Source organism: Sphingorhabdus sp., from assembly GCF_041737645.1.
In the GTDB taxonomy this organism is placed as follows: Bacteria; Pseudomonadota; Alphaproteobacteria; order Sphingomonadales; family Sphingomonadaceae; genus Sphingorhabdus_B.
Genome location: NZ_JBGSRI010000058.1, coordinates 15830 through 29524 on the forward strand (window position 1 = coordinate 15830; position 13695 = coordinate 29524).

Annotated in this window: 11 protein-coding genes; 3 read left to right on the forward strand and 8 right to left on the reverse strand. The window is 55.8% G+C overall.

Translation table 11 applies throughout. The features are described 5' to 3' along the window. Nucleotides 1-6 precede the first annotated feature (6 nt). The gene (locus tag ACEW72_RS10720; protein ID WP_373476373.1) at nt 7-1317 is read right to left on the reverse strand and encodes an ammonium transporter; all 1311 of its coding nucleotides are present in this window, start codon (nt 1315-1317) and stop codon (nt 7-9) included. A gap of 104 nt (nt 1318-1421) precedes the next feature. After that, entirely contained in the window at nt 1422-2420 is a 999-nt protein-coding gene (locus tag ACEW72_RS10725) for a 2-hydroxyacid dehydrogenase (protein ID WP_373476374.1), read from the reverse strand. Nucleotides 2421-2515: 95 nt separating this feature from the next. Between ACEW72_RS10725 and ACEW72_RS10730 the strand changes: the two genes are divergently transcribed. After that, nucleotides 2516-3001 carry an SH3 domain-containing protein gene (locus ACEW72_RS10730; RefSeq protein ID WP_373476375.1) on the forward strand — a complete coding sequence of 162 codons (486 nt, stop codon included), beginning with the start codon at nt 2516-2518 and terminating at the stop codon, nt 2999-3001. 83 nt (nt 3002-3084) lie between these two features. Here the strand turns inward: ACEW72_RS10730 and ACEW72_RS10735 are convergent, their stop codons facing one another. Next, complete coding sequence (locus tag ACEW72_RS10735) at nt 3085-3897, reverse strand: sterol desaturase family protein (RefSeq protein WP_373476376.1); 813 nt, start codon at nt 3895-3897, stop codon at nt 3085-3087. Nucleotides 3898-3989: 92 nt separating this feature from the next. Then, entirely contained in the window at nt 3990-5141 is a 1152-nt protein-coding gene (locus tag ACEW72_RS10740; RefSeq protein ID WP_373476377.1) for a helix-turn-helix domain-containing protein, read from the reverse strand. Between the two features lie 43 nt (nt 5142-5184). Between ACEW72_RS10740 and polA the strand changes: the two genes are divergently transcribed. Next, nucleotides 5185-8001: a DNA polymerase I gene (gene polA / locus ACEW72_RS10745; RefSeq protein WP_373476378.1), complete on the forward strand. Its 2817-nt coding sequence runs from the start codon at nt 5185-5187 to the stop codon at nt 7999-8001. 22 nt (nt 8002-8023) lie between these two features. On the opposite strand, the gene ACEW72_RS10750 is transcribed toward polA, so the two are convergent. From ACEW72_RS10750 to ACEW72_RS10765, 4 genes are all read right to left on the reverse strand, one after another. Continuing rightward, nucleotides 8024-9184, reverse strand: coding sequence for an acyl-CoA dehydrogenase family protein (locus tag ACEW72_RS10750; RefSeq protein ID WP_373476379.1), 1161 nt, complete (start codon nt 9182-9184; stop codon nt 8024-8026). Nucleotides 9185-9241: 57 nt separating this feature from the next. Next, on the reverse strand, nt 9242-9574 hold the full coding sequence (locus tag ACEW72_RS10755; protein ID WP_373476380.1) for a PilZ domain-containing protein: 333 nt from the start codon (nt 9572-9574) through the stop codon (nt 9242-9244). 62 nt (nt 9575-9636) lie between these two features. Beyond that, entirely contained in the window at nt 9637-11040 is a 1404-nt protein-coding gene (locus tag ACEW72_RS10760; RefSeq protein ID WP_373476381.1) for an NAD(P)H-dependent flavin oxidoreductase, read from the reverse strand. A gap of 79 nt (nt 11041-11119) precedes the next feature. After that, nucleotides 11120-12268, reverse strand: a complete 1149-nt coding sequence (locus ACEW72_RS10765; RefSeq protein WP_373476382.1) for a glycosyltransferase family 4 protein — start codon at nt 12266-12268, stop codon at nt 11120-11122. Nucleotides 12269-12305: 37 nt separating this feature from the next. Here ACEW72_RS10765 and ACEW72_RS10770 point away from each other — a divergent pair, with 37 nt between their 5' ends. Next, nucleotides 12306-13691, forward strand: coding sequence for a protein adenylyltransferase SelO family protein (locus ACEW72_RS10770; RefSeq protein ID WP_373476383.1), 1386 nt, complete (start codon nt 12306-12308; stop codon nt 13689-13691). Nucleotides 13692-13695: the final 4 nt, after the last annotated feature.

Below are 13695 nucleotides of genomic sequence, written 5' to 3' on the forward strand. Positions count from 1 at the left end.
GTTAACCTAATCCAGATCCCACGCCCGTTCGCCGTGGCTGGCGATATCCAGCCCGTCGCGTTCCTGATCCTCGTTAACCCGCATCGGCAGGACCATTGAGACCATATAGCCGATAATCAACGTCACCACCGCCGAATAGACAGCAACAATCGCCACGCCTTTTAACTGGATCCACAATTGCGTCCCCATGCCGGCGCCTTCGGCATAGCCGACACCGCCCAGGCTTTCGCTGGCGAATATTGCTAGCAAAAGCGACCCGAGCATCCCTCCTACGCCATGCACCGCGAATACATCTAGCGAGTCATCGATTTTCAACGTGCCCTTGATCAGGCCAACGCACCAGAAACAAACCAGTCCGGCCAACAGGCCGATGATGATTGCGCCGCCCGGCCCGACAGTTCCAGCGGCGGGGGTAATGGTCGCCAGACCTGCAACAGCACCCGTGGCAAAACCGACCGCGGTTGATTTCCCAACCTTGAACCGTTCAATCAATATCCAGACCAATGCGGCCACAGATGCCGCGACATGGGTGTTGATAATCGCACTGGCCGCCGCATCATTGGCTGCAAGCGCAGAACCGCCATTGAAGCCAAACCAGCCGACCCACAACAGGCCGGCACCTGCAACGGTCAACGCCGGGCTGTGCGGCAACATCAATGTTTTTGGAAAACCGATGCGCTTTCCAAGCATCAGGGCAACGACAAGCGCGGAAACGCCTGCTGTCGTGTGCACAACAATACCGCCGGCAAAATCGATAACACCCTGTTCGGCCAGAAACCCGCCGCCCCACACCCAGCGTGTCACGGGAATGTAAACCAGCAAAGACCACAGCGCGCTAAAGGCGACGACCCAGCCGAACCGTGCGCGTTCCACCCATGCACCGACAATGAGTGCAGGTGTAATAATGGCGAAGGTCATCTGGAACAGGGCAAAGGCCAGTTCACCGATGGATTGCCCTTCACGCACTGAATCCAGCAGGCCATTGAACATAAAATTTTCAGGCGAACCGATGACACTGTTGCCGTTAACAGAGAACGCAAGACTGTAACCGATGGCGATCCAAATGACCGACGCAACGGCCGCAATGGCACCGCATTGCACCAGCACCGACAGGAAGTTCTTCGCACGAACAAGGCCGCCGTAAAACAGGGCTAATCCAGGTATCGTCATCATCAGGACGAGAGCTGATGACGTCAATATCCATGCACTGTCGCCGCTGTCAGCCTCGGCAACCATGATGGCTGTATCCTGACCAAAGGCCGGTGTCGCCAGCATCGCACCAGCAACCACCAGTGTAGAATATATGTTTTTGATCACGTCCGCATCCCGCCCCTATTTTTCTGGGCGTGTCCTAAGACAGCTTCGGCGGATGCTCAATGCACAAAATTACAGTTAACGGCCAGTTCATGGCATAAAATTACTCACGACCAGCCGTCAAGTACCTGATCGGATGGCCGGTGACCGTCGGCCCACATCCGGATATTGGCGATCACCCGTTCGCCGGATGCGCCGCGCCCTTCGAATGTAGCACTCCCCAAATGGGGAAGCAGTACGACATTGGGAACGGTGAGTAGACGGGCATTGACCGCAGGCTCATGCGTATAAACATCCAGACCAGCGCCTGCTATCCGGCCACTTTCCAGCGCGTCCATCAACGCCTCTTCATCGATCAGTTCGCCGCGCGAGCTGTTGATGATATAAGCATCCGGCTTCATCAAGGCTATCCGCTGGGCATTTATGATCTTGTCGGTTTCCGTGGTTAGTGGACAATGCAGCGAGATAATATCCGCGCGGCTTACCAAACGGTCGATATCGGGTTCAAAGCCGACACCCAATTCTTCTTCCACACTCGCGGGCAGGCGGTGGCGTTGGTTGTAAATGATGTTCAACCCGAATGCTTTTGCCCGCAGAGCGACGGCCTCGCCAATCCGTCCGAACCCGATGATCCCGAGCGTTTTTCCCCCGATCCGGTGACCGAGCATTCCTGTCGGGCTCCATCCCTGCCATCCACCGCTTCGCATCAGCCGGTGACCTTCCCCCAAGCGGCGCGGGACATTGAGGATCAAGGCCATTGTCAGGTCAGCGGTGTCGTCGGTGAATACGCCCGGCGTATTGGTGACCATGATGCCTTTGGCTTTGGCCGCAGCCAGATCGATATGATTAACGCCAGCGCCGTAGTTTGCGATTAGTTTCAGACGCGGCGGAGCGGCGGCAATCAGGTCGGCGTCGATGCGATCGGTAACGGTTGGCACCAACACATCGCAATCGGCCATACTATCGGCAAGTTGCGCGTGAGACATCGGCGTGTCGTCGGCATTGAATGAAGCGTCAAAAAGTTCGGCCATCCTGCTTTCGACCATAGGCAAAAGCTGGCGGGTCACATTGACTTTGGGGCGTTCGATGCGGCTGAGTTCTGGCATCCGCCGAGTAAAGCGCATTTCGTGCTGACGTCAAGACAGCATGGTTGCGCTGTTGCTATTGCTTGCCGTATAGGGTCCGTGTTTGGGATAAGATAATGGCAAATCGATTGAAATTCATATGGCACGGCGCGGCCCTGATCGGTGTTTTTCTGAGTGCGGCAGCCGCAAATGGTCAGGCGCAACAAAAGGCTCCTTACTGGGCCTCGATTAAGCAACCCGAGGCGAGAATGCGGACCGGTCCAAGCACGGAATTTCCGGTAAAATGGGTCTATAGGCGCGAAAATTTGCCGGTTAAAGTCGTCGCCACCCACAGTGTTTGGCGCAAGGTTGAAGACCCCGATGGCGATCAAGGCTGGGTCCACGTCCGCCTGCTCAGTCCTAAGCGGACAGCGGTGGTTACCGGCAGCGGGATAGGTTCGTTGCGGGAAAATCCCCAAACCACTTCGCGGATTTCCTGGCGGGTTGAACCCGGTGTCGTCGGATTTATCGACGAATGCGATAAGGGCTGGTGCCGTTTTGAAAATGCTGGACGGTTCGGTTTTATCGAAGTCAGCAGAATTTGGGGCGGTGAGGTACCTTAAAGCGAAAAGTGGGTGCAGCCGTGCAGATAACAACGTTCGCGCGAACAAACTTTGACACATGACTGCGTCACCCTCTTTCTTTGTTAGCTATATACTCCTACCGCCTCTTCGACTCTTTTGTCGTCACGCCCCACCACTTCGGCAAATTTGACATGGTAATTGACATTCTCGGTGCCCATCCATTTATCCCACCATGTGAAGTACAATCCGTAATTGGTGTTGAAGCCGCCATTGTGATGCAGGTCGTGGTGCACCGTTGTGTTAATCCAGCTCGTCAGCGGAGTGGATAGCCACCAGCGCGGGAAAAATTCGAACCCGGCATGGCCCATCGCATTCCGGATGATCTGGAAATTCAGCCATACGAACATGACCCAGCCCGGTGTCGGCACAAAAAACTGCCAGATCGGGACGAACATGAACATGACCACAGCCTCTGGAATGGCGAAGCTATATGCCGCCCAAGGGGTGGGTGTAATCGACCGGTGATGCGCGCGGTGGAAATGTTTGAACAGGCGTGGATGGTGCATCGTTCTATGCGCCCAATAGAAATAGGCGTCATGGGCGATGACGATTGCAGCAAGGATGAGAAGGTCGGTTGCAAGGCCAAAGCTGCCGTTGAACCATTTGAAAATTCCGTTTTGCGTACCCCAAATAAGAAAGGCCGCGCCCAAGGTATAAACCATTGCAGATTGAAGCGACTGGAGGAATTCACGTCGTATGTCGGCGGCGGTTGCCTCGCGCGATTGGATCTTGCGCGCTTTGATGGCCGACCGTCGTAACAGCCAGACGATGGCAAATGTTATCGACGCAGCAATCAGATAGCGTCCAAAATCAAAGGCGAAAATGAACGGGCCTTTTGCAAGGAGGATATCAAGGGGAGGAATTCCGGTTGTCATTTAATTATTCCTTGGCAGATGTGCTTATGCCCCTGCCGTGTTGCGTCAACACATGCTGCCCATTTTCAAAATCCGGCTAGCCGATTTCGAAATCAACCAGTGTGTTTGGACCGATATGCGGTGGGTGTCATGCCTTCTGCCTCCCGAAATGCGCGATTGAAGGGGCCGAGTGAGCCGAAGCCTGCATCAAGGGCGATGGTGATAATCGGCACATCTTTTTGCGTCGGGTCGGCCAACGCAGATTTCACCTCGGCTAGACGATAGCCATTCAAAAATGCGGCAAAATTGCGATAGCCTAGCTGACCATTGATTGCACGGCGCAAGCGATATTCCTGCTCCCCCAATTGCGACGCAAGCTTTGCAATGGACATGGTTTCATCGCGATGCGCCATTTCTGTTTCCATAAAGCCCAGCAATTTGCCAATCAGCGGATCATCGCCGGTGGCTTTGGGCGCCGCCAATTTGACTTCGTTAATCAGGGTGCCGAACAGTTCTGCCTGACGCATTTGGAACATCGCCGCGCAAAACAGGAATGTAATGAACACGATACTGCTATTGACGGTGCTTACCAACCAACGCGCCATGCCCAGATTGTAAACGGCAATTTCGCTGATCGCGATTAACACGACATATGTACCAACGGTGGCGACAAGCCTTGGCCGCAAACGCCGCCTGCTCTCGATCAGATCACCGTCACGGCCGCGCCATGCCTCCCATAATCCCGCAGCTGCAAATGCCAGCATACCGATTCTGAAAAACGTGCCGGTGATGGTATTGACTATCGGATAGTCGAAAAAAGTCAGCTGCATGACCAGAATGTTCACGGCTGCTGCGGTCACCAAAATCAAATCCCGCCGCCTGATATGTTGCTCATCGTTGAACCATGACCGTGCAAAGATCCAGAAAATGCCCGGCGTCGAGCTGCCGAACAAGGCGAGGATGAGTCCAAAAAACGAAGGACGATAAAACCAACCCGATGTGATCAACAGATAACATGCGATGGCGCCGTTCATCACTACTGCAACCCTTGCGGAAAACTGTCCGCGATGGTCACGGATCAACAGCCAGCTCCACAAGGCGAGCAGCGCAAGCGCACCGCCCCGCGCCATCAGATCAAACTGGCTGAAAATCGACATGGATGTTGGCTGCCAGACGAACCCCATTGCGGCAAGCGCTTTTATGTACCGCAATCCTGTTGACGGTTGGCACGTCAATTTGACGCCATCAACTGCGAAAGACAGCATTTTGGCATAGGCTTGCCAACCCGCCGCTGCTATCGGATGCGGTATGTCCGAACAAAAGCACCTCTACCTCGTTGACGGCTCCGCCTATATCTTCCGCGCGTATCATCGCCTGCCGCCGCTGACCAATATCCATGGGGAACCGGTGGGGGCGGTTTATGGCTACACAACCATGCTGTGGAAGCTTGCCGATGACCTGAATCAGGCCGACGGCCCGACCCATATGGCGGTGGTTCTGGACAAAAGTTCGCAGTCGTTCCGTAACGAAATCTATGATCTGTACAAGGCCAACCGGCCAGAGCCGCCCGAGGATCTGCGTCCGCAATTCCCGATGATCCGTGATGCGACGCGCGCCTTTTCGCTTCCCATGGTCGAGGAAGATAATGTCGAGGCTGACGACATGATCGCAAGCTATGCCAAGGCGGCGTGTGCTGCCGGATGGCATGTTACCATTGTGTCGTCCGATAAGGACCTGATGCAGCTCGTGGAGCCCTGCGTCGATATGTTCGACACCATGAAAAATGAGCGCATCCGTGCCGAAGAAGTCATCGAGAAATTTGGGGTCGGTCCGGAAAAGGTAGGCGATGTGCTGGCGTTGATGGGCGACAGCGTGGACAATGTCCCCGGCGTCCCCGGCGTGGGGCCGAAGACCGCGACCAAATTGATTCAGGAATTTGGCGACCTCGAAAGCGTGCTGGCCGCCGCGCCGGGCATGAAGCCGTCGAAGATGCGCGACAATTTGATCGAACATGCGGACAAGGCGCGGCTGTCAAAGGTGCTGGTGACTTTGAAAGAAGATTGCCCTTTGCCTATTCCGATCGACGACATGATGCTCGGCGCTATTCCGGAAGAACCCTTGGCGGCGTTCCTGCAGCATCACGGGTTCAATTCGCTCCTTAAACGCATCGGACAAGTGGCGAATACGGCGGCGGCGAACAAGGCAATCGCTGGTAACCCCAAGGCGACCAGCAAAGGTGATGGCGCGGCAAACGCACCGGTCGTGGGCAAGGCCGCGCTGCCACCCGCAATGCCGCCGATTGATGTGAATGTTTATGAATGCGTGACAACGGTCGACCGGCTTGACCACTGGATTTCGCGGGCGATGGAAACGGGTCTTGTGGCCTTCGACACTGAAACCGACAGCTTGGAAGCGGTCACGGCGCGTCTTGTCGGATTTAGCCTTGCCGTGGCGCCCGGCGAAGCCTGCTATGTCCCGCTTGGTCATGGTGGCACGGATTTGCTTGCCGAAAATCCGGATCAGATTCCCTTTGCCGAGGCGCTGGCGCGGTTGAAGCCATTGCTGGTCGAACCGAGCATTTTGAAAATCGGCCAGAACCTCAAATATGACATCAGTGTATTGGCCCAGCATGGCCTTACAATATCGCCGTTTGACGACACAATGGTGATGAGCTTTGCGCTCGACGCCGGCGATCATGGCCATGGCATGGACGAACTGGCTCGGCTGCATCTGGGGCACGAATGCATCACTTACAAAAGCGTGACCGGCACCGGCAAAAGCCAGATCGGCTTTGCTGAAGTGCCGCTTGCCGATGCGACAAAATATGCGGCGGAGGATGCCGACGTCACCTTGCGCTTGTGGCACCATCTGAAATTGCGGCTGAGTCCGGACAAGGTTTCGACAGTCTATGAACTGGTCGATCGGCCATTGGTGCCTGTCCTGTCAAAAATGGAATGCACCGGGATTAAAGTCGACCGCGCTGTATTGGCGCGTTTGTCGGGTGAATTTGCCGCGCAAATGGAAAGTCTTGAAAAGGAAATCCACGAACTGGCGGGGCAGCCCTTCACCATCGGCAGCCCGCAGCAATTGGGCAATATCCTGTTTGAAAAAATGGGGCATAAGGGCGGCAAGAAGGGCAAGTCGGGGCAATATTCGACCGATGTCACGGTGCTGGAAGATCTGGCCGGACAGGGCGTTGAAATTGCGCGCAAAGTGCTGGACTGGCGGCAATTGGCGAAGCTGAAATCGACCTATACCGACAGTCTGCAGGAACAGATTAATCCGAAAACCGGTCGGGTCCACACCAGCTATTCACTGGTCGGCGCGCAAACCGGGCGTCTGTCCTCGACCGATCCCAATTTGCAGAATATCCCGATCCGCACGGAAATGGGCCGGCAAATTCGCGACGCCTTTGTCGCCGAGCCGGGCAACGTCATCCTGTCGGCAGACTATAGCCAGATCGAGCTGCGCCTTGCCGCGCATTTTGCCGATGTCGCGCCGCTGCGTGATGCTTTTGAAAAGGGTGAGGATATTCACGCCCGCACCGCGCAGGAAATGTTTGGCGAGGTCAACCGCGACACCCGTGGCCGCGCCAAGACCATCAACTTTTCGATCCTCTATGGCATTTCCCGCTGGGGCCTCGCCAAGCGGCTGGAATCGACGCCAGACGAGGCGCAGGCCTTGATCGACGCCTATTTCAAACGCTTTCCCGGTATATCGAACTATATTCAGGAAACCCTAGCGGACGTTCGCGAATGCGGACATTCAACGACTTTGTTCGGCCGCAAAACCTGGTTCCCGCGCATCAAGTCCGCCAATCAGGCGGAACGGCAGGGCAGCGAGCGCGCTGCGATCAATGCGCCGATTCAGGGGACCAGCGCGGACATTATCAAACGCGCGATGGTTCGCATGGGGCCTGCGCTGGCAGAAGCGGGTCTGTCACACGTCAAAATGCTGCTTCAGGTGCATGACGAACTGGTGTTCGAATTGCCGCAGGATGATGTGGCTGCGGCAAGCGACATCATCCGGTCGATCATGGCGAACGCGGCGGAGCCTTTGGTGAAACTTTCGGTTCCTCTTGGCGTTGAAATCGGCACCGGTCCAAGCTGGGGTGCCGCGCATTAACGGGAGCGGGGTTTTTAAGCCCTCACCGTCGCTGGTCAAACCGCCGCCCGACCATGGCGCTTGCGATATTGACCTTCTGGATATCGATTGCCCCACCTGCGATGCCCCAGCCCCATGCATCGCGCATCCGGCGTTCCATCGGATAGGCTGTGGAATAGCCGTAGCCCCCCATTAATTGGACCGCATTGCCGGTGACATTGCGCGCAATCTGGTTTGCGAAACATTTGGCGGTGCTGCTGTCGAGAATGGACGGTAAGCCCTTATCGGCGTTGACCGCGGCGCGGTAAATCAGCAGGCGGGCGGCCTCTAATTCCATCTGCATTTCGGCCAGTTTCAATTGAACTGCCTGAAAATCTGCGAGCGGTTTTCCAAATTGGCGGCGTTCCTGAACATAAGCGAGCACATCTTCTAATGCGCCCGATGCCTGGGCCAGTGCCATAATTGCGTTGCCGCACCGTTCAAGGTCGAACGCCTCCATCAACTTGGCAAAGCCGCCGGCCGGAACCACGATATTGCCCACCGGAACCCGCACATTGTCGAGATAGATATCCGCCGAAGGCACACCGCGAAATCCCATCAAAGTTTCCGCCTCGCCAAAGCTGAGGCCCGGCGTGTCTTTTTCAACAAGAACTGCGCCGATACCCTTGGCCCCCGGCGTATCGGACAGACGGGTATAAACAAGATAGGCGTCGCTATGACCGCCGCCCGAACACCAGCGTTTTGACCCGTTCAGCGTCACAAACTCACCGTCAATAACGCCGCGCGTAGTCAAATCCGTCAGCGCGGTTCCGGCATTGGGTTCGGACATCGATACCGCAACGATCATGTCACCGCGACACACGGCGGGCACAATGCGGTGCTTTAACGCCTCCGGTGCAAAATGGCGGATCGCATGGACTGGGCCGACATTGGCTTCAAATGCGGGAAATGCGACCGCGCTCGATACCTTTGCGAGTTCTTCCAGCACAATGAGTGCATCGAGATTAGACAGGCCCATCCCGCCCAATTCTTCAGGGATATTGATCCCCAAAAATCCCATTTCCGCCATGCGCTTGACAGCAGCGTGTGGCAGGGCGCTATTTTCGGACTCGAGTTTCGCGGCCAAGGGCGCGAGTTCACGTTGGGCAAAACTGCGTGCGGATTCCTTGAGAGACTGCTGTTCTTCGGTAAGACTGAAATCCATCGCTTCATCCTTTGATTTAATCGTCTGATTAAATCATGAACGAGCGCATGGGTAGGGTCAACAGCCCTGTATCGTCAATTCCCGAAACAACGCCCGGTCGAGCATCTCGTCAAATTTGCAACCCAACCGATTGCCCTCGGCCCACACAGCGGTGGCGCTGATCGGATGGCTTCCGGCGAGACGTAACCAGATGCGGTCACCGACGGTGATGCCGCCGTCAATTAACACGCGGCAGCCATATACGGACAGGTCGACAAGGCTGGCTTCCAACGTCTCTTTACCATTGTCTTGGACGCTTGCTCGGCCCAGTAATACGGGATGACGCTGAGCCTCGCGCTGCTCAAGCCGCGCGGGTTCGACTTTACGATATTGCGACGTCATATAACCCATCAGCATCCCCTATACCGAAAAATAACGGGATAAGGTCAATAATCGGTAAATGACCGCGGTAATCAATCGCCGGTCAGGATGCGATCCACCAGTTGTTTAACCGTCGGAACGAACCCATTGGAATAAAATGGATCCTTGCCAAACAAATAAGCGCTATGCCCTGCAAACATCAGATTTTCGTCAATCGGCGCGCCATGTGCGATGTTTTGCAACGCCTTTTGAATGCAAAAACTACGCGGATCGGCAAGGCGGCCGGTGCTGTTATTATCATGGTCCTTCCAGGAGGAAAAACCACAATGCGAAAGACAGCCCATGCAATCCTTCTGGTCCTTGCGGATGACCTCTCCCGATTTCGGGGTCACAAATACGAGACTGTTATCGGGTGTCTTGAGCGCGACGGTAAAGCCACGTGCATCCCATTCCCGCGCCTTCATCAGGTCGGCCGGTGTTACCCAGAAATTCTTTCCCTTTACGCCGACATCAAGCTGGATCGTATGTTCAGGATCAGCCGCCTGCATGTACCTGATCTGCCGTGCCGAACGCGCTTGCAGTTCCTCCAGAAACGGATTGATAACCGCACTGGAATAAAAACCTGTTGGCGAAAACTGGTGCAGCAAGACGCCGTCTTCGGGGATCTTGGTCAGGGCATCTTTCCATCCGCCGGGTATCGGGCTTTCCTGTGTCAGCAATGGCCGGGTGCCGAACTGAAAAGCAATCTGTCCCAATTCGGGACTGTCGATCCAATTGTCCCATTCGCGCAAGAACCAGACGCCGCCTGCCATGATGATCGGTAATGTGTCGGGAATACCCTCGGCCCGCATGACTTCGCGGAGCGCTTTGACACGTAGATAAGGGTCTTCCGGACTGCGCGGGTCTTCAGCGTTTGACAGACCATTGTGGCCGCCAGCAAGCCAGGGATCTTCGTAAACAACGGCCCCAAGCCATTCAGGCACCTTATGATAAGCCCGCTTCCAGAGCGCGCGAAATGCCCGTGCCGAACTGATGATCGGAAGATAATAGACGCTATATTGCGCAGCAATTTCGGACAGCTTGTAGGGCATTCCTGCCCCGCAGGTAACGCCCGTTACCATCCCCGGCGTTGCTTCCAGGATGCCGTGCAATATGCGCTGGGCGCCGCCCATTTCCCATAAAACGTTGATGTTGATCGCACCCTTGCCGCCAGCGATTTCATGCGCCAGCTTTACCTGCGCGATGCCGCCCTTGATGCCATATTCGACAAGCTCTTCATGGCGTTCGGCCCGGGTTTTGCCATGGAAAACCTGCGGTATCATGTCGCCATTTTCGTCATAGCTGTCAGCGTTCACCGCCGACACCGTCCCGATACCTCCAGCAGCAGCCCACGCGCCCGAACTTGCATGATTGGTCGCAGCAACACCCTTGCCACCTTCAACCAATGGCCAGACTTCACGGCCACCATAGATAATGGGTTTTAGACCCTTGAACACAAACACGACCCCTATGTATTGTAATTGGCGCCCGAAAGCACCTTCCCTTGCTCCTATATTTCGCCGCTATCCCAAACAATCATGCTTGTCGCGCAAAATCGGCGCGCTTCATCGCAGACCCGTAAAGCTGGCGATATCGGGCGAACATTGTTGCTTCGTCATATTGCGAACAGGCAATCGTCCGGTTGGCATCACCGACATTATGACGCAAAACGACATCATTAGCCAGCGTCGCAATCGCATTGGCCAATGCGGCTTCGTCATCACGGGCGACGATGAACGGCAGATTTTCCCGCGCAACGATGTTGCGGACATCACCCACATCGGTCGAAACCGCCGGAATTGCGCTGGTCATCGCTTCGACCAATGAAATCGGATATTGTTCGCTGTCAGAACTCAGCGCGAATATATCGAACAACCGGATATAACGCGCCGGGTCCTTCAAAAAACCCGGCATCATGACACGGTCGGCAATTCCCAACCGCTCGGCCTCGGCCAAAATGGCTCCCCGCTCCGGCCCTTCACCCGCAATAGCCAGCCTGATATTGGGGCCGGCCGCCGCCACAGCACGGACAAGACGTGGCAGGTTTTTGACTGTCCGTAGCCCCGCAATGGTTCCGACCACAATTTCGCCCTCGCGCTTTTGAAAACCGGGAAAGGAGCCGCGTTGCGGACGGCGGTTATAATGGTCGGTGTCGATGCCGTTGGGAAAGCGGCAAATCTTGTCGAGCGGCTGATGCCAGGCGGTGCGCGCAATTTTCTCCAGCGTTTTCGACGGCACCACAAGCGAATGGGCACGCTGCAATGCTATCGTTCGAAACCAGTTGCGGCGCTGCTTCAGGCGGTCGATTTCGTCATGGTTGAAACCGTCTTCATGGTGGATCAGCGGCGGCAAACCTTGGGCTTGTCCCAATAATGTACGCGCCATTACACCGTCCATCGCGCCCCAGTTATAGCTGAGCACCAGATGGAATCGTTTCATATAAGCGGCCAGCTTGCGATAGCGGCCCATGCCGGGCATTCCGGCCAGCGATGGCGCAGCATCCTTTGGCAGGCTAAACTTGATCCGTCTGTCTATGGCATCCGCCGCGCCAAATGCATCGGGGACAGCCGATAATATACTATGCTCGGCCTGATCGCCAAAATGATTCATCAATCGCACCGTGCGCGATTCCTGCCCGCCGAGATTGAAACTGCTGTGCAAATGAAGGATGCGAACTGCCGCCATACTTGCCTTTCCCTTGCGCCCCGCCCAAACAGGACCGATGCATATTAAAGTTCTGTCCTCCCCCTATCGCCCTGATCCGAAAATCGCCAGCCTTGGTGCAAAAATTGGCGACACGGTCAAAGCGGCCAATTTTCCCGAGACCATATTGCGGTTCCGCAATGACCGCTGGGCTGCAACCGTGGGGCTCGAGAATTTAAGCGATGCAGACTGGGTGCGACACTTCGGCCGGTTCGAGCCTTTACCTGACAATATGCCGGAACCGCTTGCCCTGCGCTATCACGGTCACCAGTTCCGGGTGTATAATCCGGAAATCGGCGACGGGCGGGGATTTCTGTTCGCCCAGTTACGCGATGGCCATGGCCGTTTGCTTGATCTGGCGACCAAAGGGTCGGGAACGACACCATATAGTCGACGGGGCGATGGACGGCTTACCTTGAAAGGCGCAGTCCGCGAGATTTTGGCGACAGAGATGCTCGAAGCGCTTGGCGTAAATACGTCAAAAACATTTTCCGTCATTGAAACCGGCGAAGAATTGGTCCGAGGAGACGAGCCTTCGCCCACACGCTCTGCGGTGCTCGTGCGGCTCAGTCATAGCCACATCCGTATCGGCACGTTCCAGCGCATAGCGGCGGAGGGTGACGCCGACATGATGGCGCGGCTGGTGCGTTATTGTTTGACGATTTTGTACAATGAAACCCCCGGCGAAAATCCGGCGGCGCAACTGCTCCACCTCGCCGTGGAACGCATCGCAGATTTGGCCGCTTCTTATATGGTGGCCGGATTCGTGCACGGCGTTTTGAATACCGATAATATCAACATTACCGGGGAAAGCTTCGACTATGGGCCTTGGCGGTTCACCGAATATTGGGACCCGCATTTCACCGCTGCCTATTTTGATGAAAGCGGCCTTTATGCTTTTGGACGACAGGCCGAGGCGATGCACTGGAATCTCGGTCAGCTAGCGGTATCGTTGCGGTTGATATGCGAAGCGCCTCCGTTGATCGAGGCGCTGGAACGCTTTCCTGCACTTTTTCAGTCCGCCATTATCACGCGATTTTTGTGGCGGCTAGGTGTGCAGTCACAGGGGATCGACCGCGACCGCGAACTGGTCGAAGCCGGCGAGCGGTTCATGGTGCGGGGAAAGATTCCGATCGATGTGTTTTTCCATGCCTATCGCGGCGGGCGCATCGGATGGTCAGACCAAACACATGAACACGGCGTAGATTTCGAAGCATTGCTCGCGAAATATCCGTCCCAGGACGACTCCGGGACTTCCTATTGGACAGCATCGCCGCCTTGTTCGATGCTGATAGCCGAAGTCGAACATATATGGGCCCCAATCGCAGAGCACGATGATTGGCAGCCGTTGCACCAAAAGGTGGAAGCGATCCGGATCATGGGGCATGCACTTTCACAGCGTTGAGTTT